This is a genomic window from Rhodomicrobium sp. (assembly GCF_047605405.1).
Taxonomy (GTDB): domain Bacteria; phylum Pseudomonadota; class Alphaproteobacteria; order Rhizobiales; family Rhodomicrobiaceae; genus Rhodomicrobium; species Rhodomicrobium lacus.
This window is the reverse complement of the sequence record NZ_JASGFR010000006.1, coordinates 98290-120156: the sequence shown is the minus strand read 5'-3', so window position 1 is coordinate 120156 and position 21867 is coordinate 98290. Positions and strand designations below refer to the sequence as shown.

The window sequence follows — 21867 nt, the reverse complement described above, 5'->3', positions numbered from 1 at the left end:
GGATAGTCAGCATCGCCGCCGGCTGTCAAAGGCAAAGCGCGAAGCGCGCAGAAATTGTGCCGCATTCGCCCCAAGCCGATTGACAGTTTTCGTCGACATGGGTCTATGACGGCTGCGTTTGTTTTCTACAGAAAGACGGGGGCCTTCCGCCGATGTCCACCCACGCAGCCGACGCAAGGCCGCTAATGTCGCGAAAGTCGGGACGATTGCAAGGGGCGGTTGCTGTCCCGGGCGATAAATCCATTTCGCATCGCGCTCTTATCCTTGGCGCGCTGGCCGAGGGGCGCACCCGGATCACGGGGCTTCTCGAAGCCGAAGATATCCTGTGTACGGCGCGCGCGCTCGAAGCGCTGGGCGCGGGCGTCGAACGCGACGCCGATGGCGTATGGACCGTCACGGGTCGCAGTCTCGGCGGCCTTGCCGCGCCTTCAGGCGACCTCGACTTCGGTAATTCCGGCACCGGCGCACGTCTCATGATGGGCGTTGTGGCGGGCCATCCGATCGCCGCGCGCTTCACCGGCGACGCGAGCCTGCAAAAGCGTCCGATGGGTCGCGTGCTCGCGCCCTTGCAAAGCATGGGCCTTGCCATAGAGGAAGACGGCCGCAACACGCTGCCGTTGACACTCGTCGGGACCGGCGATCTCGTGCCGATCAGCTACCGCCTCCCGGTGCCGTCCGCGCAGGTGAAGTCGGCCGTGCTGCTCGCGGGTCTGTTCGCCAGCGGCGAGACGAGCATCATCGAGAGCGAGAAATCGCGCGATCATACCGAGAAAATGCTGCGCTACTTCGGGGCGGAACTTTCGGTCGAGCCGTTCGAGGGCGGCCTGCGCATCGCGCTCGAAGGGCGGCGCACGCTGAAGGGGCAGCCTGTCGCGGTGCCGGGCGATCCGAGTTCTGCGGCGTTCCTCGTTGCCGCGGCGCTCATCACGCCTGAATCCGACATCCTCGTTAAGAACGTTCTCGTAAATCCCACGCGCACGGGCTTCTACGAGACGCTCGCCGAGATGGGAGCGGACATCGTCTTCGAGAACGAGCGCGAGGTGGGCGGCGAACCCGTCGCCGACATCCGCGCCCGGACGAGCGAACTTCGCGGCGTGATGGTGCCGGCTGCGCGCGCGCCGTCGATGATCGACGAATATCCGATGCTTGCGGCGCTGGCGACCGTTGCCCAGGGCGAGACGGTGATGGAGGGCCTCGCCGAGCTCCGCGTGAAGGAAAGCGACCGGCTGGCGGCCATGGTCGACGGGCTCGTCGCCTGCGGGGCGGCGGCGCATGCGCGCGGCGACACGCTCACCGTGCTGGGCTTGCCCGAGGTGCGGGGCGGCGCTACCATCAAGACCCACATGGACCACAGGATCGCCATGTCGTTCCTGGTGCTGGGCCTTGCAGCCGAGGAGCCGGTGACTGTCGACGACGCGTCGATGATCGCGACGAGCTTCCCGGAATTTCGCACTCTGATGCAACAGGTGGGCGCGACGCTCGACGAGCCGGGGCAGGCTTCGGACGAGGCGCGCGGGAAAGACCGCGAATGATCATCGCAATAGACGGAACGGCGGCGGCCGGAAAAAGTACGCTTGCGCGCCGTGTGGCGCAAAACTACGGGCTGCCGCATCTCGATACGGGCTCGCTCTATCGCGCCGTTGCGCGCGACGTGATGGCGGCCGGGCATTCGCTCGAAGACGTGCGCGCGGCGTCATTCGCTGCGAAGCGGCTCGATCCGACGACGCTCGGCGACCCGAACCTGCGTCTCAAGGGCAACGGCGAGGCGGCGAGCGTCGTGGCGGCGATACCAGATGTGCGCGCGGCGCTTCTCGAATTCCAGCGGGCGTTCGCGGGCCAGCCCGGTGGCGCCGTGGTCGAGGGCCGCGACATCGGCACCGTAGTCTGCCCCGAAGCCGATGCGAAGATTTTCGTGACGGCGTCGGCGGAAAGCCGCGCAGCCCGGCGTCACCGCGAACTTGTGGGCTATGGCGTGGAAATCACCGAAGAGGTTGTGCTCGCGGAGATCAAGGCTCGCGACAAGCGCGACAGCGAGCGGCCCGTTTCGCCGCTGAAGCCCGCCGAGGACGCGCTCTTGCTCGATACGACCGAGTTGGATATAGAAAAAGCCGTTGCTGCCGCTCTTCACCTTATTGATAAAGTGGCGCGTCGCGGATAAATCATGCTAAGCCCGCCAACGGGTTCGGCGTGATCCGTTCGTGTCTCCGAAATCGATCCGAAAGGTCGACCGGCGGACGGCAAATCAGAATTCGCATGAATGACGGCTTTTGGGAAAACCGCGCCCCCTGAGGCCGCCTGTCTTCAACCTCTAACGCATACCCCAGGCCTCAAGGCCATATCGGAGTTTTAATGACTGCAACCCAAACAATAGAGCCAAAGGCCAAGGAGTACAATCCGACCGTCGACGACTTCGCCGCTCTTCTCGATGAATCGCTTTCCGGCTCCGCGCCGAGCGAAGGCGCGGTGGTGAAGGGCAAGATCGTCGCGATCGAAAAGGATTTGGCGGTTATCGACGTCGGCCTCAAGACCGAAGGCCGCGTGCCGCTCAAGGAATTTGGTTCTTCCGTCGCCAATCCGACCATTCATGTCGGCGACGAGGTCGAAGTCTACGTCGAGCGCATCGAAAACGCGATGGGCGAAGCGGTTCTTTCGCGCGAGAAGGCTCGCCGCGAGGATAGCTGGACGAAGCTCGAACAGAAATTCAACGCCGGCGAAAAGGTCGAAGGCGTGATCTTCAACCGCGTGAAGGGCGGCTTCACCGTCGACCTCGACGGCGCGGTGGCCTTCCTTCCCGGCTCTCAGGTCGACATTCGTCCGATCAAGGACGTGACGCCGCTCATGAACGTGCCGCAGCCCTTCCAGATCCTCAAGATGGATCGCCGCCGCGGCAATATCGTCGTGTCGCGCCGCTCCGTTCTGGAAGAGACGCGCGCCGAGCAGCGCAGCGAGATCGTCGCCAAGCTCGAAGAGGGCCAGGTGGTCGATGGCGTCGTCAAGAACATCACCGATTACGGTGCGTTCATCGACCTCGGCGGCATCGACGGCCTGCTGCACGTCACAGACATGGCGTGGAAGCGCGTCAACCATCCGACCGAGATCCTGAATGTCGGCGACACGGTGAAGGTGCAGATCGTCCGCATCAACCCCGAGACGCAGCGCATCAGCCTCGGCATGAAGCAGCTCGGCGCCGACCCGTGGTCGGGCATCGAAGCCAAGTATCCGATCGGCGGCAAGTTTACGGGCACCGTCACGAACATCGCCGACTATGGCGCGTTCGTGGAGCTGGAGCCCGGCGTCGAGGGGCTGATCCACGTCTCCGAAATGAGCTGGGTCAAGAAGAACGTCCACCCCGGCAAGATCGTCTCCACGAGCCAGGAAGTGGAAGTTCAGGTGCTCGAAGTGGATGCTTCCAAGCGCCGTATCTCGCTCGGCCTGAAGCAGACGCAGGAAAACCCCTGGAACACGTTCGCGGATACGCATCCGAAGGGTTCCGAGGTCGAGGGTCAGGTTCGCAACATCACAGAGTTCGGTCTGTTCGTGGGTCTCGAAGGCGGCATCGACGGCATGGTGCACCTTTCGGATCTCGACTGGTCGCGTTCGGGCGAGGAAGCGATCAAGGAATACAACAAGGGCGACACCGTTCGCGCTGTCGTGCTTGAGACCGACCCGGAGAAGGAACGCATCAGCCTCGGCATCAAGCAGCTTGCGACCGATCCGTTCCAGTCCGCCTCCTCCACGCTCAAGAAGGGCAGCACCGTCACCTGCGAAGTCATCGAGGTGAAGGATGCCGGGATCGACGTGAAGATTTCGGGCACGGACGTCACGGCCTTTATCCGCCGCGCCGACCTGTCCCGCGATCGCAGCGAGCAGCGTCCGGAGCGTTTCTCCGCGGGCGACATGGTCGACGCGGTCGTCACGCAGGTGGACAAGAGCGGGCGCAAGATCGGTCTTTCCATCAAGGCGCTCGAAATCGCCGAAGAAAAGGAAGCTGTCGCCCAGTTCGGTTCCACCGACTCGGGCGCCTCGCTCGGCGACATTCTTGGCGCTGCGCTCAAGGCGCAGACCAAGGACAAGGAGTAAGCCGTTATTGCGCGAAGGCGCGCTTGAGCGGCACGGCCCGTGCAAATCATTGCGCGGGCCTCGTTCGAAGGTGAATGCATGACACTGGATTCAGACATTCTCATCGACCGTCGCCGTCTGAAGCGCCGCCTGACCGTATGGCGCGTGCTTGCCATCGTTGCGTTCGTCGCTGCGCTCGCCTTTGCGGGCGCGCGGTCGGGAGGCGGCGATGGCGCCTCTTTCGGGATCCCGCGCGACCACATCGCCCGCGTCTCGATTTCGGGCTTCATCGGCGATTCGAAGTCCCGGCACGAGTTGCTGGAAAAACTCCGCAAGGATAATTCCGTCAAAGCGGTCATCGTCGCGGTGGACAGCCCCGGCGGCACCACGACCGGCGGCGAAGCTCTCTACGAGGATTTGCGCGAACTCGCGAACGCGAAGCCCGTGGCGGCCGTGTTCGGCACGATGGCGACATCGGCTGCCTATCTCGGCGGCATCGCCACGGATTATATCGTCGCGCGCGGCAATACGATCACCGGCTCTGTCGGCGTGATCTTTCAGTGGGCCGACGTTTCGGAACTTCTCGGCAAGGTCGGCGTGAAGGTGGACGAGGTGAGGAGCGGCGCACTCAAGGCGAAGCCGTCACCTTTCGCACCCGTCGACGATGCGGCGCGGGCGCTGACCGAACAACTCGTGAAGGACAGTCAGGGCTGGTTCGTCGGGCTCGTCGCGGAGCGGCGCAAAGCCGCAGTCGCCTCTCTGGAGGACATCAAGACCGGCCGCATTTATACCGGCAGGCAGGCGGCCCAGGTGGGACTTGTCGACGCGATCGGCGATGAGCAGGTTGCCATCAAATGGTTCACGGATGCCCGTAAAGTGCCGTCCGGCCTGAAAGTGCGCGACTGGAAACCCGGCCAATCGGTTTCGTCGCTGCTGTCGGCGTCGATGTCGAGCCTCGCGCTGAAGCTCGGCGTCGCGTCCGTTGTGGACGCGGCGGTGCTCGAAGGGCTCGACATCCTGAAGGACCGTCCGCTTGACGGCTTATTTTCCATTTGGCACCCTCAGCTCAGCAATGTGAGATAAATGTATGATTAAGTCCGAGCTGATAGAGAAACTTGCCGCGACAAATCCTCATCTCATGCACCGGGATGTGGAGAAGATCGTGAACGTGATTTTCGAGGAAATTACCGGCGCTCTTACACGCGGCGACCGTGTCGAGCTGCGCGGCTTTGGCGCATTTTCCGTCAAGCACCGCCCCGCTAGGGTCGGCCGCAATCCGAGGACCGGAGATCAGGTCTCCGTGCCCGAAAAGTTCGTTCCGTATTTCAAGACAGGCAAGGAGCTGCGAATCAGGCTTAATCCGCCCGAGGCTCCTGCCGAGAAGCCGAAAGGCCGCAAGAAGGCAGCGAAGGCATCCTAACTCTGGCGACAGGCGGCCGCTTCGGCCGATGCATCCATGAAACGTTTCCTCATCTTCGTTCTTCTTCTGATCATCGGCGCGATTATCGCCGCCTTTGCCGTTGCGAACAGGCATGATGTGTCCTTCATCGTCGATCCGTTCATCGATCGCGACATTGCATTCAAGGTGAGCTTGCCGTTCTACGTCTTCCTCTTCGGCGCGGCGTTCCTCGGAGCCATCGGGGGATGGATCGCGGCATGGCTAGGCCAGGGCCACTGGCGAAAGGCGGCCCGCGAGACGCACAAGGAGGCGGCGATCTGGAAGCAGGAGGCTGAGAAGCTCAAGCGCGGTCTTGAGCAGGCGCTTCCGAAGCCCGGCGCAGTGCAGCAGCCCCAACAGCGCGCGCTTCGCTCCATCCGCTAGGCCGTCTTCGCCAGAAGACACTCATGTCGGATGTGGTGAAAACGAGGGAGCCGCGTCCAGGGGCAGACCAGGACGTGCTCGGAGCTGTCGGCTCTATTTTTGTTTGTCCCGTGGTCCGGGGAGCTGAGGCCGGCTCCGGTCTTTCACGGCAGTATTGAAAGCATGACCGTCTCCGTCAAAATCTGCGGACTTTCGACCGAAGACACGCTTGAGGCAGCGATCGGCGCAGGCGCTGATTATGTGGGCCTCGTGTTTTTCCCCAGGAGCCCGCGCCATGTTTCGCTCGACCGGGCCGCGAGTCTCGCTGAGGTCGCACGCGGGCGCAGCGCCATCGTTGCGCTGACGGTCGATGCCGACGACGCGCTTCTCGAAGCGATCAGGGAGCGTGTCGCACCTGACTTTTTGCAGCTTCACGGGCACGAAAGCGTTGAGCGCGTGGCCGATATCCGCCGTCGCGTCGGCGCGCGCGTCATCAAGGCGGTTAAGGTCGGAAGCCCGGCCGATATCGAATCGGCGCGGATCTTCGAGCCCACCGCCGACATCGTGCTGTTCGATGCGCCGCCACCTCGCGCAGGCGACGCGCTTCCCGGCGGCAACGGCGTCTCCTTCGATTGGACGTGGCTCGCCACGGCACAACCCAGACCCGATTTTATGCTTTCCGGCGGCCTTGACCCTGATAATGTGCGCTTTGCCATCGCCACGAGCGGTGCGCGGAGCGTCGACGTTTCATCGGGCGTCGAGCGCGCGCCGGGCGTGAAGGACCCGGACCTTGTCGCCCGCTTCGTCCGCGCCGCCAAACATCTGGAACAAGTCGCCGCGCCAGCGGCGGAAGAGGATCGACATGAACCCCGCTGAAACGCCGCTGCATCTGAACAGTTATCGCACCGGCCCGGATGACAGGGGCCATTTCGGGCTTTACGGCGGCCGATTCGTTGCCGAGACGCTGATGCCGCTCATCCTCGAACTCGAGACCGCATATGAGGCGGCGAAGGCCGATCCGTCGTTCCATGCGGAACTCGCGGACCTCAACGCCCACTACGCCGGACGCCCCAGCCCGCTCTACTTCGCGGAACGGCTCACGCAGCATCTCGGCGGCGCGAAGGTCTATTTCAAGCGCGAGGAACTCAACCACACCGGTTCGCACAAGGTAAACAACTGCCTCGGGCAGATCCTGCTGGCGAAGCGCATGGGCAAGAAGCGCATCATCGCCGAGACCGGCGCCGGCCAGCACGGCGTTGCAACCGCCACGGTCGCCGCGCGCTTCGGCCTGCCTTGTGTGATCTACATGGGCGCGACGGACATCGAGCGGCAGAAGCCGAACGTGTTCCGCATGCGGCTTCTCGGCGCGGAAGTGCGCCCCGTCATCTCGGGCACGGGTACGCTCAAGGATGCCATGAACGAGGCGTTGCGCGATTGGGTGTCGAACGTGGAGGACACGTTCTACATCATCGGCACGGTCGCGGGTCCGCATCCCTATCCCGCCATGGTGCGCGATTTCCAGGCCGTGATCGGGAAGGAAACCCGCGAGCAGATGCTTGCGGCGGAAGGCCGACTGCCGGACACGCTCGTTGCGGCGATCGGTGGCGGCTCGAACGCGATGGGCATCTTCCACCCCTTCCTCGACGACCCGAGCGTGAAGATGTTCGGCGTGGAGGCGGCGGGCAAGGGCCTCGATGTGCCGAACGGACATTGCGCCTCGCTCAACGGCGGCACTCCGGGCGTGCTCCACGGCAACCGCACCTACCTGCTTCAGGACAGCGACGGCCAGATTCTCGAAGGACATTCGATCTCGGCGGGCCTCGACTATCCGGGAATCGGGCCGGAGCATAGCTGGCTGCGCGACACCGGCCGCGTGACCTATGTTGCGGCGACGGACCGCGAAGCGCTGGACGCTTTCCAGCTTTGCACGCGGATCGAAGGCATTATCCCGGCGCTGGAGCCCTCGCACGCGCTCGCCTATGTGACAAAACTTGCCCCCACCTTGCCGCCGGACAATCTCCTCGTTATGAACATGAGCGGGCGGGGCGACAAGGACATCTTCGCCGTCGCCGCTCACCTCGGCATGGATATCTAGCGCACATTCGCGCTTTTAAGGCTCAAGGCGATCATGCATCGGCTCGCGAAAGTCTTCGAAGAACTGGCGGCTCAGGACCGCAAGGCGTTCGTCACCTTCATCACGGCTGGCGATCCCGATACCGCCACGTCGCTCGAAATCCTGAAAGGTCTTCCGGGGGCGGGCGCGGACGTCATCGAACTCGGCATGCCGTTTTCCGACCCGATGGCCGACGGCCCGGCGATTCAGCGCGCCTCGCTGCGGGCGCTTCACGCGGGCCAGGACATGCACAAGACGCTCGCCATGGTGCGCGCCTTCCGCGAGACGAACAAGACGACGCCCATCGTGCTCATGGGCTACTATAACCCCATCTACGTCTACCCGGTGGACCGGTTCCTGGCCGATGCGGTCGAGGCGGGCGTCGATGGGCTGATCGTGGTGGACGCGCCGCCGGAAGCCGACGACGAGCTTTGCATCCCGGCGCTCAACGCCGGACTGAACTTCATCCGCCTGACCACGCCGACAACCGATGACCACCGTCTCGGCGCCGTTCTCGCGAACACGAGCGGCTTCGTCTACTACGTTTCGATTACGGGCGTGACGGGCACCCGCGCGCCCGACCTTGAGGCCGTCGCCAGGAACGTGGCGCGCATCAAGGCGCGAACCACGCTACCCGTCGCGGTCGGTTTCGGCGTTCGCACGCCCGAGCAGGCGAAGGCGATCGCCAGCGTTGCCGACGGTGTCGTCGTCGGTTCCGCGCTGGTCGATACTATCGCCCAGAGCCTTGACGACAAGGGACGCGCGACCGAGCTAACGGTAAGCTCAGTGCTCTCTATGGTCGAGAAGCTCTCCGCCGGCCTCAAGGCAGCCTGAACAGAACAAGGGAATGGCCTCCCGCGCGAGGCGATGAAAGTGAAAAGCCGTGAACTGGATCAATAACGTCGTCCGCCCCAAGATCAGCGGTCTCTGGCAGAAAAGGGAGATGCCGGAGAACCTTTGGATCAAATGCCCGGAGACCGGGCAGATGGTTTTTCACAAGGATCTGGAGGCGAACCAGTTCGTTTTTCCGCAATCCGGCCATCACATGCGCATCGGTGCGACGCCGCGGCTGAAATCCTTCTTCGATGACGGCAAGTTTGAGACTCTGCCATCGCCCGAAGTGCCCGCCGATCCCCTGAAATTCCGCGACGAGAAGCGCTACGCAGACCGCATCAAAGAGGCGCGCGCGAAGACCGGCATGCAGGATGCCCTGCTCACCGGCGTCGGTCAGCTCGACGGCCTGACGGTCGTCGCGGGCGTGCAGGACTTCTCCTTCATGGGGGGGTCGCTCGGCATGGCTGCGGGCGAGGCGATCATCCTCGGCATGATGAAAGCGGTCGAGCTGAAGGCCCCTTACATTCTTTTCGTGTCGTCCGGCGGCGCCCGCATGCAGGAAGGCATCATGTCGCTCATGCAGATGCCGCGCACCACGGTTGCGGTGCAGCGCCTTCGCGACGCGCGCCTTCCTTATATCGTGGTGCTGACGAACCCGACCACGGGCGGCGTAACGGCCTCCTATGCCATGCTCGGCGACATCCATATCGCGGAACCCGGCGCCCTCATCGGCTTCGCGGGGCCGCGCGTGATCGAGCAGACGATTCGGGAAAAGTTGCCCGACGGCTTCCAGCGCTCGGAATATCTCCTTGAACACGGCATGATCGATATGGTGGTGCACCGCCACGAATTGCGCGAGACGCTCGCCCGGATCTGCGCAATGCTCTCGGCCGAACGCCGCGCCGAAGAGGGCAAGGGGCGCGGAGAGGCTTCCTCCGCCGAGGGTAACGCCCGGCATCTGAATGGCGCCGCCCCCGAGGCCAAGCTTCCCGCAACAGCGGAACAGATCGCAGCCGCCACCACAGCGCCTGCCTCGCCCGAGCTGGCCAAGGCGCAGGCGCCCGCTACGCCGTCATGAGCGGAGCGGGGCAGGATCGCGCCCCTCGCAATTCGGACATATCCTTGCATTTTCCTTCCGACAGCCTGCTTGCGCGGCTTCAGACGCTGCATCCGAAGATCATCGACCTCTCGCTTGGCCGGGTCTACCGGCTCCTGCGCGCGCTGGGCGACCCGCATCGCAGCATTCCGCCAGTGATCCACGTCGCCGGTACGAACGGCAAGGGGTCGGTCGTCGCGTTCCTGAAGGCGATGCTCGAAGCGTCCGGCTATCGCGTTCACGTCTTCACCTCGCCGCACCTGCTGCGCTTTCACGAGCGCATCCAGCTTGCGGGGCAGGGCGGCGCCAGGCCGATCGGCGAGAGCCATCTGGCCGATGTGCTCGCGCGCACCGAGGCGGCCAATCGCGGCGAGCCGATCACATTCTTCGAAATAACCACGGCGGCGGCGTTTCTGGCCTTCGCGGAAAATCCGGCCGACATCGTCCTTCTCGAAACGGGACTCGGGGGGCGGCTCGACGCCACCAACGTCATCGACGAGCCGTTGGCAACGGTGCTGACCTCGATCTCGCTCGATCACTGCTCCTATCTCGGCGATACCATCGAGGCTATAGCAGGCGAGAAGGCAGGCATTCTGAAGCGCGGTCGGCCCGCCATCGTGTCGCGTCAATCGGACGAGGCGATGCGCGTCATCGCCGTGCGCGCCGCTTCCCTTGAAGCGCCCGTCATCGCTGGCGGCGCAAGCTGGGACGTTTTCGAGCAGCAGGGGCATCTCGTCTATCAGGACGAAGAAAGCCTGCTCGACCTGCCGCTTCCTCGTCTCGTCGGGCGCCACCAGTTCGAGAACGCGGGCACCGCCATAGCTACGGCGCGCAATCTCGAAGGTTTCCACGTGTCCGACGCCGCCATCGCAAAGGGCATCACGTCGGCGGTCTGGCCCGCCCGGCTCGAACGGCTCGGCCCCGGGCATCTTCATGCTCTCGCGCCGGAGGGCTCGGAAATATGGGTCGACGGCGGGCATAATCCGGCTGCGGGCGAAGTGATCGCGCGCGCGCTCGCCGACCTCGAAGAACGCGTGTCGAGCCCCATTCATCTCATCGTCGGCATGCTGTCGACGAAGGACGCGGGCGGTTTCCTCCGCCACTTTCAGGGCTTGCCCGAGCTTACGGCCACAGTCGGCATCGAGGGACAGTCGTCAGCCTATACGGCGGACGAGCTTGCCGCCATCGCCCGCCGCGAGGGATTGGCCGCCGAAGCCGCAGGGAGCCTCGAAGAGGCGTTCGCGAAAAGCCGGGCCGCTGCGAAAGGCCCGGTCCGCATCGTCGTTGCGGGCTCGCTCTATCTCGCCGGTTCGGCGCTCGCGGCTCACGCCGAAAAACCGCGCGCCTGAATTTCGCATCGTTTTTCAGCGACTTCCTTAACGGCGCGCTTTTGAGGATGCGATTTCGCCGCTTATCGAGCGCCGAGCGTTTGCCCGACCGCGTTCGAGATGGCCGGCGCAATCTCGCGCAAGCTTTGCTGTGTGCTCGCGTTCGTGCGCGTTTCGGCGCTTGGGCCCAGGGTGATCTTCAGCCTGTGCGTATCGGTTCGGCCCGCGCTCGCGAAGGAGCTGTTGCCATTATGGCCCTTGAAATAGACCAGCGTCCAGCTTGGGCTGACGTTTGCGCTTTTCACGACGCTGAACTCGATCGAGTGCGTGATCGACTTCAGCGGCGCCTCGCAGTCTGACGAAGGCACGCCCGACCTCTGGCGGCAGGTGAAGGCGGGCGGTGCGGCCCGCCGCGTGCCTTGTTTCGGTTGGGGGGAGAGCAGGGCACGCTTGCCGCCTTCAAGCGGGCCGAGCACCGATTTGATCCACTGCCGCAGCCCGAGATCGCTGTTCAGGTCGCGGCCCTTGGGAAGGTTGCAATCGTCGAAAGCCGCCCGGCGGTTGATCCGGCTCGCCGGGTTGAGCTGCTCGTGCACCTCCGCGAAGTTCATGGAGAAGCTCACGCTCTCCGTCCGCGAAGCGGTGGTGACAACGCCGCCGCCGAGGCCGAGCGAAAAGCCTCTGGAGAATGTGCCGAGCGTGGCCGTTCTGATCTGCGTAAACGGGTCGAGCACCGCGATCGAAGGCGTGATGGAGGAAGATTCGTTGGCGATCAGGTCGAGATCGACATTCGCGCCCCAGGTCTCAAACCAGGCATATTCCTTCGGAATGTCGCGCGTCGCGTCGTAAATTTCGCATTTGACGCGCTTGACGACCTCATTGATCGGGATGCTGCCGTCCTCAAGCGCCTCGGTGCCGTTGATGGGGCTGAGTGCGGGAACAGTCGTACAGCCCCCAAGCCCGACAAGCGCGCATGAAGCGGCGACGGAAAAAAAGTGCGCAATACGCATGAAACAATGCCCCGACCCAAGCCCGGCGCAAGCTTACATGCGGGGCCTATCGAGTAACAAGGCAAGTCCGTTACCGAGCCTGTTGATATCGATCAAGGGCTTCCGGCGAGAATGCGAGTGTTGCTTCTGGAACACCAAATATCGCGCAAAAGTTGTGTTAACTGCTCGTTAAAACCGGACAATGCAGCCGCCGCGCGCTCATTTCCGGTTCAGGCGTGCAATGAGGCTCGACGTGTCCCAGCGCTTGCCGCCCATCGCCTGCACCTCGGAATAGAACTGATCGACAAGCGCGGCGAGGGGAAGCTGAGCGCCGTTTTTACGGGCCTCGTCGAGACAGATCGCGAGATCCTTCCGCATCCAGTCGACCGCGAAGCCGAAGTCGAAACGGCCCTCGTCCATCGTTTTCCAGCGGTTTTCCATCTGCCAGGACTGCGCCGCGCCCTTGGAAATCGTGTCGATCACAGCCTCTACGTCGAGCCCGGATTTCTGGGCGAAGTGGATGGCCTCGGCGAGCCCCTGCACCACGCCAGCGATGCAGATTTGGTTGACCATCTTGGTCAATTGGCCCGCGCCCGATGGCCCCAGGTGCTTCACGGCGCGCGCGAACGAGGCGATGACCGGCTCCGCGGCGGCGAAGGCTTCCGCGTCCCCGCCAACCATCACCGTCAGGACGCCGTTTTCCGCGCCCGCCTGACCGCCCGAGACGGGAGCGTCGAGAAAATGCGCGCCGTGAGACTTCGCGGCGGCGTAAAGCTCGCGCGCGACGTCGGCCGAATCGGTCGTGTTGTCGATGAAGATCGCGCCCGGCTTCAGAGCGCCGAACGCGCCGTCCGGTGCTGTCGTCACCTCGCGCAGGTCGTTGTCGTTGCCGACGCAGGAGAAAACGAAATCCGCGTCCCTTGCGGCCGATGCGGGTGTCTGCGCCTGGCGCCCGCCGAATTCGGCCACCCATTTTTGCGCCTTCGCCGCCGTGCGGTTGAAGACCGTCACATCGTGGCCGCGCCTGGCGATATGCCCGGCCATGGGATAGCCCATGACGCCCAGTCCGATGAATGCAACCTTGCTCACGAGCGCGCTCCTTCAGTTTAAGGGGGCCGATCTGCGACGCGTTCTTACACGGGGCGGAACGCGAGCACCTTGTCGATACGGCGACCGTCGAGATCGATGACCTCGAACACCCATGAGCGCCAGCGGAACTTCTCGCCCACCGCCGGAATGTGCCCGAGCTGTGCCAGAACGAAGCCCGCAAGCGTCGTATATTCGGCGTCATCCACGGCCATGCCATGCACGTCGAGCACGCGCTCGACCTCGTAGACGGGCATCTGCGCGTCGAGCAGCCAGGAGCCGTCCTCGCGTTGAACGGCGGACTGCCCGATGTCGGCTTCTTCTTCCGGCAATTCGCCCGCGATCCCCGCCAGAATGTCGGCGGGAGTCACGATACCCTGCACGGTGCCGTGTTCGTCGAGCACGATCGCCATGTGAACGAGCGTGTTCTTGAACATTTCGAGAAGCTTCAGCACGTTCGTGCTCTCATGAACGTAGAGCGGCGCCATGATCGCAGCTTCGAGATTGATCTTGCCGCCATGGCGGCATTGTTCGAGCAGCGTTTTCGCGTGGATAACCCCGAGCGTTTCGTCCACGTCGCTGCGGCACACGGGAAAGCGCGAATGACCGCTCGCGAAGATGTCGTTGAAGATGGCGTCCTCGCCATCGTTGACGTCCAGCCAGATGATGTCTCGCCGGGGCACCATGATCGAGCGCACAGAGCGGTCGGCGACGCTCAGCACGCGTTCGATGATTTCCTGCTCGGCCTTTTCGAACACGCCCGCTTCCGTGCCCTCCGCGATCATCGATTTCACCTCTTCCTCGGTGATTTCCGGCTCGGCCTTCATCGGGCCCGCGAGCCGAAGCACGGCATCCGTGGAGATGCGAAGAAAGTAGGAGATCGGGGTCGAAATGGTCGCCCAGACATTCATGGTGGGCGCGACGAAGCAGGCGATGACCTCGCGGTTCGAGAGCGCGAGCCTTTTCGGCACGAGTTCGCCGATCACCAGCGAGAAGTACGAGATAACGACGACGACGATGACTGACGCGACCCACCCGGACCACGCGCCGAACCAGCCCACCTCTTCGAGCGCGGTGGTGAAGCTCGGCGCGAGAGCCTGCTCGCCATATGCGCCGGATATGATTGCGACAAAGGTGATGCCGATCTGCACTGCGGGAAGGAAGCGTCCCGGGTCCGCATTGAGAGCGGTCGCGGCAACGGCCCCCTTTTTTCCATCGCTGACGAACTTTTGCAGTCGTGCCGGTCGCGATGAGACGATCGCAAGCTCTGCCGCCACCAGAAAGGCGTTGAGCAAAATAAGAGAGACGAGGACGAGGAGTTCGGGCCAGGGCATCGATGTGTGAGGTGTCGCTTCTTCGGATGTTATAGCGGGTGTTCGCGACAACCGTAATAAAATATGGGTTCAGCGCCAATTTTCCGCATCGCGGCGGCCCCGAACGACATCCGTTCACCCTGCCTTGAGATATCGACGTGGTATGCTGTCGGCCTGTCGACTGGATTTGTCTTCTCCTTCGGACATCTCCGCAGACAACACGTGCAATCAAGGGAAGACCTTTATTGGAAACCGGGCTGCACCCGGCTTCCGGCGTCATGGGCGAACCCGTCCACGGCAAGCACCCCGAAGGAAGCATTCGCCGTCAGAGCCGCCCGAAGGCTCGAACTACCTCCGCCCACTCGGAGGATAGAGATGTTGATGCATTCGGAAAATGTCACTCTCGGGAAGAGTCATGCACCGCCTGCGTACACCCCCACCAAAAATCTGCTGCGAACGGTACCGTAAGAGACCTGCGAGAGCTGCTTTCAGCATCGGTCCTCCGACTGTCGCCCTGGGCTCTGTGTCGTCGAGGAGAAAGCCCGGATCGAACGTATGAGCCCCCTCACGCTCTGCTTTCCGCGCTGGAATGGAGGCTCTGCGGGCATTCGGAAGCCGGGAGACGTTTCGCCGCCGACGTCTTCGCCCGCGCGAAACCGGCACGCCTGCGCGGCAACTCGACGACGGCGCTTGCCGTCGCGGACGCAACACCCTGCGCTACCCTTACAGGGTGCCTGCGACTTGGCCTTTATAGGCGAAAATCGTGAAGCACTGATGTTCAGCATAACGCGATTCTATCGTCATCGCACAGGCTTAACAAAAGGTTAACACGCCTTAACGCCGTGTTAACGCGTTCAGGGGGCGCGAGAATTTTCGCCTCCTCCGGCCATGTTCGCGGCAACCGCTCGGGACGAATCGAACGATCAGAGCGGACGCTTGATCCAGCGGCTCAGCCTGCCTACGATTCCTTCGCGGAACAGCATCACGCAGATGACGAAGATCGTCCCCTGCACGATCGTCACCCAGGCGCCGAGATTGTTGAGATAGGTCTGGATCGCGATAATGATGACCGCGCCGATCACGGGGCCGTAGATCGTGCCCATTCCGCCGACGAGCGTCATCAGCACCACCTCGCCGGACATGGTCCAGTGCACATCTGTAAGCGTGGCGATCTGCGACACGACGGCCTTCATGCCGCCCGCGAGCCCGGCGAGCCCCGCCGAAAGGACGAAAACCGCCAGCTTGTAACGCTGGGTGCGGTAGCCGAGCGAGATCGCGCGCGGCTCGTTATCGCGGATGGCCTTCAGCACCTGCCCGAACGGCGAGTGGATGATGCGGTAGATTAGCAGGAAGCCCGCGAAGAAGATCGCGGCGACCACATAATAGAGCGTTATGTCGTCGCGAAGGTCGATGAAGCCGAGGAAATGACCGCGCGGCACGCCCTGAATGCCGTTCTCGCCGCCCGTGAACGGAGCTTGCAGCGAGAAGAAGTAGACCATCTGCGCGAGCGCCAGCGTGATCATCGCGAAATAGATGCCCTGCCGCTTGATGGCGAGCGCGCCGACGATAAGGCCGAGCACCGCCGCAACAGCAGCGCCCGCAAGCATCGCAAGCTCTGGCGCAAAGGGCGGAAGGCCGACCGGGATCTCGAAGCGCCCGACACCCGGCAGCCAGAAGGGCAGGGAGGCGAGGCCGCTTTTCGCCGTATAGGCTGCCACATAGGACGCCATGCCGAAGAACATCGCGTGGCCGAAAGAGAGAAGCCCCACGAAGCCGAGCAGCATGTTGAAGGCGCAGGCGAACAGCGCGAAGCACAGGAGCTGCGCGAGCACGAACGGGTAAAGGCCGAGCGCGGGCAGGATCGCCAGCAGCGCCGCCAACCCGGCGAACAGCGCGGCGTGAAGGAACGAGGGCGATGCGGCGAACGGCCGGACGGCTTGCGAGGCGATAATTCGCGGCTGGTCGAGAGTCATCAGGCGGTCCTTCCGAACAGTCCGGCGGGCTTGATCAGCAGCACGATGGCCATGATGACGAAGATCACCACGGATGCGGCTTCCGGGTAGAAGACTTTTGTCAGCCCCTCCACGATGCCGAGCATGAAGCCCGTCACGATGGCGCCGAGGATCGAGCCCATGCCGCCGATCACGACGACCGCGAACACCACGATGATGAGATCCGCCCCCATGTTGGGGTTCACCGAGTAGATCGGCGCGGCAAGCACACCCGCGAGGCCCGCCAGCGCAACGCCGAAGCCGTATGTGAAGGTCACGAGGCGAGGCACGTTCACGCCGAAGGCCGACAGCAGGGTCGGGTTTTCCGTCGCCGCGCGCAAATAGGCGCCGAGCTTTGTCTTCTCGATGATGAGCCACGTCGCGATGCAGACGGCGAGCGAGGCCACGATCACCCAGCCGCGATAGATCGGCAGAAACATGAAGCCGAGATTCTGGCCACCCTTGAGTTCGTCCGGGATCGTATAGGGCAGGCCCGAGGAACCGTATTGATTCACGAACAGCCCCTGGATGATGATGGCGAGGCCGAAAGTGAGCAGCAGACCGTAGAGATGGTCGGTGTTCTGGTCGGCGTCGGGCGCCTTCAGCATGTTCGTCGCGGAAAGAAGCGAGGTGAACAGAAGCGCACCGATCGCCGCGATGCCGTAGGCCGCCGCCGGGTCGAGCTTGTAACCGGCGAGCGAGGCGAGATCGGGCACCGCGCCGCCGGACAAATGCGAAGCGGCGAGCGCAAGAAAGGTCGCGACGAAACTTGCGATGAAGATCAGCGGACGTGTCTTGGAGCGCACGTTCAACTGCGAAATGAGGTTCCGCTCAAGCAGCATGCCGAGGCCCCCCACGATCACCGGCGCGAGGATCAGCGCGGGCCAGTAGCCGATGGAATAGAACGGGTTGTTCAGGAGCAGATACGCCGCGAAGGCGCCGAGCATGTATTGCGCGCCGTGGGCGAAGTTGATGATATTGAGCAGGCCGAAGATCACCGCGAGCCCGAGGCTGAGCAGCGCGTAAAATGAGCCGTTGATGAGCCCCAGGAGGAGCTGGCCGAACAGCGCCTGCGGCGGCACGCCGATGAGTTCGAACATGGCCTTCCATCTCCGCGAAGTGCGGCGCCGTTTTCGTCACGGCGCCGCGGTGTCCTGCCGAAACCGCGCGGTTACTTCGCAGCCGAGGCCACGAGCGGGCAGCCGCCTTCCGAAAGCGGACGGAAAGCCTTTTCCTTCGGCGTCGTAGCGAGCAGCTTGTAATAGTCCCACGGCCCCTTCGACTCTTCCGGCTTCTTCACTTCAAAGAGGTAGGAGTCGTGGATCTTGCGACCGTCGGCGCGCACTTCGCCCTTGCCGAACAGCGGATCGTCGGTGGGCGTCGCCTTCATCTGCGTGACGACCGCAGCGCCGTCCTTCGCACTTTTCAGCGCCTCTACCGCCTTCAGATAATGGAGCACACCGGAATAGACGCCGGCCTGGACCATGGTCGGCTTACGGCCTGTCTGCTTCTGGAAGCGGTCCGCAAAGGCGCGCGTGTCGTCGTTCAGATCCCAGTAGAAGGAGGCGGTGAAGATGAGGCCCTGCGCCGTCTTCAGCCCGAGCGAGTGGATGTCCGTCAGGAAGATCAACAGGCCCGCGAGGTTCTGGCCGCCCTGCACGATGCCGAACTCGGACGCCTGCTTGATCGAGTTGATCGTGTCGCCGCCGGCATTGGCAAGGCCGACGATTTTCGCGCCCGATGATTGCGCCTGAAGCAGGAAGGACGAGAAGTCCTGTGTGTTGAGCGGCGCCTTCACCGAGCCGAGCACGGTGCCGCCGGCGTCTTTCACCACCTTCGCGGTGTCGCGTTCGAGCGCATGGCCGAAGGCGTAATCGGCGGTTATGAAGAACCACTTGTCGCCGCCCTGCTTCACGATCGCGGACCCCGTGCCGTTGGCGAGCTGCCAGGTGTCGTAGGTCCAGTGGATGGTGTTCGGCGTGCATTTCGCGCCGGTGAGATCGGACGACGCCGCGCCCGAGTTGATGAAAACCTTGTTCTTTTCCTTCACGATCTCGCTCACCGCCAGCGCGACGCCGGAATTCGGCGTGTCGACGATGAGGTCGACGCCCTGCTGGTCGAACCATTCGCGCGCGGTGTTCACCGCGATGTCGGACTTGTTCTGATGGTCCGCCGCGATGACGTCGACCTTGAGGCCCTTGTCGGCGGCCTTGAAATCCTCGACCGCGAGCTTCGCGGCGACGACCGAGCCTTCGCCGCCGAGATCGGCGTAGAGGCTTGAGCGGTCGTTCAGCACGCCGATCTTGACCGGCGTCTGGGCATGCACGGCTGTTGCGGCGAATAGCAATGCCGCCCCCGCGATGAATACCGTCCTGATGTTCATGCGTTTTCGCTCCCGCTTTTTACTTTAATGATGACCTAAACGCCGAGATAGCCGTGCAGTTTCGCCTTGTTCGCCTCAAGGTCCGCGTTCGGAATCATGTCGACCACCTTGCCTTGCTCGACCACGAAATGGCGGTCGGCTACGGTGGCTGCGAAATGGAAATTCTGTTCGACGAGCACGATGTTGAAGCCGTCCTTCTTCAGCTCGCGGATGGTGCGGCCGATCTGCTGAACGATGACGGGCGCAAGCCCCTCGGTCGGCTCGTCGAGAAGCAGCGTTCGCGCGCCGGTGCGGAGGATACGGGCTATGGCGAGCATCTGCTGCTCGCCGCCCGAAAGCTTTGTGCCCTGGCTTCCCCGGCGCTCCTTGATGTTCGGAAACATGTCGTAGATGCGGTCGACGGCAAGGCCGCCCGGCTTGACCACGGGCGGCAGCATGAGGTTTTCCTCGACCGAAAGGCTCGCGAAGATGCCGCGCTCTTCCGGCACGTAGCCCATGCCGAGCCGCGCGATGGTTCGAGAGGCAAAGGCGATGGTTTCCACGCCGTCGAACAGCACGGAGCCTTGCCGCTTCGCGAGTAGGCCCATGATCGCGCGCAATGTCGTTGTCTTGCCGGCGCCGTTGCGACCGAGCAGCGTGACCACTTCGCCCGGTCGAAGGTCGAACGTCACGCCATGCAGCACGTGGCTTTCGCCGTACCAGGCTTCGAGGCCGGAAACCGCCAGCACCGGAGCCACCGCCTGCCGGATGGCTTTCGCCTCGGCCAATCCGCGCTCAGGAGTTCCGCGCTCAGGAGGGGGGTCGCGCTCAGGCATGGCCAACCCCTATATAGGCTTCGATGACGCGTTCATCCTTCGAAACGGCGGCGTAATCGCCTTCCGCCAGCACCCGCCCGCGCGCGAGCACGGTGATCGTGTCCGAAAGGTCGGCCACGACCGAGAGATTATGCTCGACCATGAGGATGGTGCGGTTTTCTGCAACTCGCGCGATGAGCGCCGCGATGCGGCCGACATCCTCATGCGCCATGCCCGCCATCGGCTCGTCGAGCAGCATCACGGCGGGGTCGAGGGCAAGCGTTGTCGCGATTTCGAGCGAGCGCTTGCGGCCATAGGACAGTTCGCCCGCGAGCGTCGCGGCGAAGTCGCCAAGGCCGACCGCCTCCAGCAGCTCACCCGCGCTGCCGTCGAGGTCGCGCAGGACGGCCTCGGAGCGCCAGAAATCGAAACTGTCGCCGCGCTTTCGCTGCAGTGCGATACGCACGTTTTCGAGCGCAGTGAGATGGGGAAAAACCGCCGAAATCTGGAAGGAGCGGACGAGGCCCATGCGCGCCACATCGGCGGGCGGCGTCTTCGTGATATCCTCTCCCTTGTAGAGGATCGTCCCGCGCGTCGGGTTCAGGAACTTCGTGAGCAGATTGAAGCAGGTCGTCTTGCCAGCGCCGTTCGGGCCGATGAGGGCGTGGATGGTGCCGTGACGAATCTTCAGATCGACGCCGTTCACGGCCACGAAGCCGCGAAATTCCTTCGTCAGGCCCGTTGTCTGCAAAACGACGTCTTCGGCCATCGTTCTCTCCCACGCATGCGGGAAAGGTGCATCGGCCATGCGTCCATGTCATCCCCGACCATAGTCGCGGCGGTATGACGCGGACTCAGGCGGCGCGACGGGAAGCGAGCGAAATCGGCGCCGTCTTCTCGCGCGAACGCTTCAGCCGTTGCGGCGGGTCCAGCGCGAGGAGCAACAGCGCATAGGCGGTGCGTTCGCCGGGCCAGCGGCAGAGTGCGGCGCGGCAGGGAAGCGTCGGCCCTTCGCCGGTTGCAAACCAAAGAGTTTCACTTGCGGTGCGTGTTCGCGGCGAAGCGAGGCGATGAGACATGCGTCGAAGGATCGTGCCGTCAGCGTCGGGAAGCAGATCGAGAACCGGCATGCCGTGTAGCTCGGCCTTTTTCCAGCCGAACCGCGCGGCGCGTCCCGAGACGCGCACGACGTCCAGGTCGCTTCCGAGGAAGAGGACGAGATCGAAAACCTGCAGGAAGCTTTCAGCGGTCGGGGGAGATGGGGGGGACGCGGCCCGGAGGGGAGGGAAGGGCGGCTCGGACGGCGACTCGGCGGGGCGGCTTCTCTTATCGGCGCAGAGACGTTTCATCTTTCGACCAAGCGCCTTGAATGCGCTCATCTCGGCTTCGGTGAGAGTTTGTACGGGGGGCGGCGTGCCGGTTTTCGCGCGGCTTTTCTTGCGCGCCGGTCTCCCGGAGGGCTTCGGCGCCATGCGTGTCACTTGCGGGCAAAAGTCTCCGTCTGTTTCCGCAACGATGAGGCCCTTTTCACCGTCGGCAAGATGGAGGACTTCCGCGAAGCAATCGAGCGGGGGCCGCCCGGTGAGCTTGAGTCGCACGCTCCCGCCGGCGTCGCCCTCGGTCAGCCGCTGCAGTTTCTGGACGAAGCGCTTCGGAAGCGCCTCGGTGAAGTCCTCGGCACGAAGTTCGAACGAAGTCCGCGCCGCCGGGTTCATCCATGCGACCGCATTGCGCGCCCCGTTCCAGATGAAGGCTGCGCGCGGCGAAAAGAGAAGGTCAGGCAGGGACGGTTGACCTGTCGCTGTTATTGTATGCGGGCTTTTTGCCAAGGCGCGAGATTCCTGACCAGTTGTGCTCAAGCAGTACAACCAAACTCAGGACGCATCACATGGAACGTGTTCGCGGCAAAAAGCAAGGGCGTGGAAGACCGCTTCGGCCACTTTTCGGGGGCCGTTGCCGTGCGGAAACGAGGAATGAGCGAAAAATTGTGCGATGCACAAAAATCCGCGTTGCAACGCACCAAATTTGGAATTATATAGGAAACAGCGATGATGACTCGCTTCCGAAGCCTATAGCCGAG

20 protein-coding genes are annotated in these 21867 nt (G+C 63.5%); 11 read left to right on the top strand and 9 right to left on the bottom strand.

Annotated features, from left to right (window positions below; all coding sequences use genetic code 11):
• Positions 1-152: 152 nt before the first annotated feature.
• The 11 genes from aroA to QM659_RS04220 all read left to right on the top strand — a co-directional run bounded on the left by aroA (position 153) and on the right by QM659_RS04220 (position 11252).
• Complete coding sequence (aroA, locus tag QM659_RS04270; protein ID WP_415187492.1) at positions 153-1532, top strand: 3-phosphoshikimate 1-carboxyvinyltransferase; 1380 nt, start codon at positions 153-155, stop codon at positions 1530-1532.
• Positions 1529-2158, top strand: coding sequence for a (d)CMP kinase (locus QM659_RS04265; RefSeq protein WP_303486642.1), 630 nt, complete (start codon positions 1529-1531; stop codon positions 2156-2158). The genes aroA and QM659_RS04265 overlap by 4 nt, the downstream gene beginning before the upstream one ends.
• A 191-nt stretch (positions 2159-2349) precedes the next feature.
• Positions 2350-4080, top strand: coding sequence for a 30S ribosomal protein S1 (rpsA, locus tag QM659_RS04260; protein ID WP_127075930.1), 1731 nt, complete (start codon positions 2350-2352; stop codon positions 4078-4080).
• A gap of 78 nt (positions 4081-4158) precedes the next feature.
• Positions 4159-5142 carry a signal peptide peptidase SppA gene (gene sppA, locus QM659_RS04255; RefSeq protein WP_415187491.1) on the top strand — a complete coding sequence of 328 codons (984 nt, stop codon included), beginning with the start codon at positions 4159-4161 and terminating at the stop codon, positions 5140-5142.
• Positions 5143-5146: 4 nt separating this feature from the next.
• Positions 5147-5479 (top strand): integration host factor subunit beta, encoded by a 333-nt coding sequence (gene ihfB, locus QM659_RS04250; RefSeq protein WP_127075932.1) that lies wholly within the window; start codon positions 5147-5149, stop codon positions 5477-5479.
• Positions 5480-5515: 36 nt separating this feature from the next.
• A complete protein-coding gene (locus QM659_RS04245; protein WP_303486636.1) occupies positions 5516-5881 on the top strand; it encodes a LapA family protein in 366 nt (121 codons plus the stop codon).
• Positions 5882-6043: 162 nt separating this feature from the next.
• Positions 6044-6736 carry a phosphoribosylanthranilate isomerase gene (locus QM659_RS04240; protein ID WP_415187490.1) on the top strand — a complete coding sequence of 231 codons (693 nt, stop codon included), beginning with the start codon at positions 6044-6046 and terminating at the stop codon, positions 6734-6736.
• On the top strand, positions 6723-7955 hold the full coding sequence (gene trpB / locus QM659_RS04235; protein ID WP_415187489.1) for a tryptophan synthase subunit beta: 1233 nt from the start codon (positions 6723-6725) through the stop codon (positions 7953-7955). Before QM659_RS04240 ends, trpB begins: the two co-directional genes overlap by 14 nt.
• 30 nt (positions 7956-7985) lie before the next feature.
• Positions 7986-8807, top strand: coding sequence for a tryptophan synthase subunit alpha (trpA, locus tag QM659_RS04230; RefSeq protein WP_415187506.1), 822 nt, complete (start codon positions 7986-7988; stop codon positions 8805-8807).
• A 49-nt stretch (positions 8808-8856) separates the two neighbouring features.
• Entirely contained in the window at positions 8857-9885 is a 1029-nt protein-coding gene (accD, locus tag QM659_RS04225) for an acetyl-CoA carboxylase, carboxyltransferase subunit beta (protein ID WP_127075937.1), read from the top strand.
• On the top strand, positions 9882-11252 hold the full coding sequence (locus tag QM659_RS04220; protein ID WP_415187488.1) for a bifunctional folylpolyglutamate synthase/dihydrofolate synthase: 1371 nt from the start codon (positions 9882-9884) through the stop codon (positions 11250-11252). The genes accD and QM659_RS04220 overlap by 4 nt, the downstream gene beginning before the upstream one ends.
• Before the next feature lie 62 nt (positions 11253-11314).
• Here QM659_RS04220 and QM659_RS04215 read toward each other — a convergent pair whose 3' ends face one another.
• From QM659_RS04215 to QM659_RS04175, 9 genes are all read right to left on the bottom strand, one after another.
• Positions 11315-12241 carry a hypothetical protein gene (locus tag QM659_RS04215; RefSeq protein ID WP_303486626.1) on the bottom strand — a complete coding sequence of 309 codons (927 nt, stop codon included), beginning with the start codon at positions 12239-12241 and terminating at the stop codon, positions 11315-11317.
• Between the two features lie 198 nt (positions 12242-12439).
• Positions 12440-13309, bottom strand: coding sequence for an NAD(P)-dependent oxidoreductase (locus QM659_RS04210; RefSeq protein WP_415187487.1), 870 nt, complete (start codon positions 13307-13309; stop codon positions 12440-12442).
• A 44-nt stretch (positions 13310-13353) separates the two neighbouring features.
• Positions 13354-14640, bottom strand: coding sequence for a hemolysin family protein (locus tag QM659_RS04205; RefSeq protein ID WP_415187486.1), 1287 nt, complete (start codon positions 14638-14640; stop codon positions 13354-13356).
• 902 nt (positions 14641-15542) lie between these two features.
• Entirely contained in the window at positions 15543-16592 is a 1050-nt protein-coding gene (locus tag QM659_RS04200; protein WP_415187485.1) for a branched-chain amino acid ABC transporter permease, read from the bottom strand.
• Positions 16592-17710 carry a branched-chain amino acid ABC transporter permease gene (locus QM659_RS04195; RefSeq protein ID WP_245433916.1) on the bottom strand — a complete coding sequence of 373 codons (1119 nt, stop codon included), beginning with the start codon at positions 17708-17710 and terminating at the stop codon, positions 16592-16594. Before QM659_RS04195 ends, QM659_RS04200 begins: the two co-directional genes overlap by 1 nt.
• Before the next feature lie 71 nt (positions 17711-17781).
• Positions 17782-18993, bottom strand: coding sequence for an ABC transporter substrate-binding protein (locus tag QM659_RS04190; protein ID WP_127075943.1), 1212 nt, complete (start codon positions 18991-18993; stop codon positions 17782-17784).
• A 35-nt stretch (positions 18994-19028) separates the two neighbouring features.
• Entirely contained in the window at positions 19029-19808 is a 780-nt protein-coding gene (locus QM659_RS04185; RefSeq protein ID WP_415187484.1) for an ABC transporter ATP-binding protein, read from the bottom strand.
• Positions 19801-20556 (bottom strand): ABC transporter ATP-binding protein, encoded by a 756-nt coding sequence (locus tag QM659_RS04180; RefSeq protein WP_415187483.1) that lies wholly within the window; start codon positions 20554-20556, stop codon positions 19801-19803. Before QM659_RS04180 ends, QM659_RS04185 begins: the two co-directional genes overlap by 8 nt.
• Before the next feature lie 85 nt (positions 20557-20641).
• On the bottom strand, positions 20642-21616 hold the full coding sequence (locus tag QM659_RS04175; RefSeq protein WP_415187482.1) for a hypothetical protein: 975 nt from the start codon (positions 21614-21616) through the stop codon (positions 20642-20644).
• Positions 21617-21867 lie beyond the last annotated feature (251 nt).

Bases quoted from the DNA above. Each gene is read 5' to 3' on its own strand.
- aroA (WP_415187492.1), top strand. From the start codon at position 153: ATGTCCACCCACGCAGCCGACGCAAGGCCGCTAATGTCGCGAAAGTCG.
- QM659_RS04265 (WP_303486642.1), top strand. From the start codon at position 1,529: ATGATCATCGCAATAGACGGAACGGCGGCGGCCGGAAAAAGTACGCTT.
- rpsA (WP_127075930.1), top strand. From the start codon at position 2,350: ATGACTGCAACCCAAACAATAGAGCCAAAGGCCAAGGAGTACAATCCG.
- sppA (WP_415187491.1), top strand. From the start codon at position 4,159: ATGACACTGGATTCAGACATTCTCATCGACCGTCGCCGTCTGAAGCGC.
- ihfB (WP_127075932.1), top strand. From the start codon at position 5,147: ATGATTAAGTCCGAGCTGATAGAGAAACTTGCCGCGACAAATCCTCAT.
- QM659_RS04245 (WP_303486636.1), top strand. From the start codon at position 5,516: ATGAAACGTTTCCTCATCTTCGTTCTTCTTCTGATCATCGGCGCGATT.
- QM659_RS04240 (WP_415187490.1), top strand. From the start codon at position 6,044: ATGACCGTCTCCGTCAAAATCTGCGGACTTTCGACCGAAGACACGCTT.
- trpB (WP_415187489.1), top strand. From the start codon at position 6,723: ATGAACCCCGCTGAAACGCCGCTGCATCTGAACAGTTATCGCACCGGC.
- QM659_RS04220 (WP_415187488.1), top strand. From the start codon at position 9,882: ATGAGCGGAGCGGGGCAGGATCGCGCCCCTCGCAATTCGGACATATCC.
- QM659_RS04215 (WP_303486626.1), bottom strand. From the start codon at position 12,241: ATGCGTATTGCGCACTTTTTTTCCGTCGCCGCTTCATGCGCGCTTGTC.
- QM659_RS04205 (WP_415187486.1), bottom strand. From the start codon at position 14,640: ATGCCCTGGCCCGAACTCCTCGTCCTCGTCTCTCTTATTTTGCTCAAC.
- QM659_RS04200 (WP_415187485.1), bottom strand. From the start codon at position 16,592: ATGACTCTCGACCAGCCGCGAATTATCGCCTCGCAAGCCGTCCGGCCG.
- QM659_RS04195 (WP_245433916.1), bottom strand. From the start codon at position 17,710: ATGTTCGAACTCATCGGCGTGCCGCCGCAGGCGCTGTTCGGCCAGCTC.
- QM659_RS04190 (WP_127075943.1), bottom strand. From the start codon at position 18,993: ATGAACATCAGGACGGTATTCATCGCGGGGGCGGCATTGCTATTCGCC.
- QM659_RS04185 (WP_415187484.1), bottom strand. From the start codon at position 19,808: ATGCCTGAGCGCGACCCCCCTCCTGAGCGCGGAACTCCTGAGCGCGGA.
- QM659_RS04180 (WP_415187483.1), bottom strand. From the start codon at position 20,556: ATGGCCGAAGACGTCGTTTTGCAGACAACGGGCCTGACGAAGGAATTT.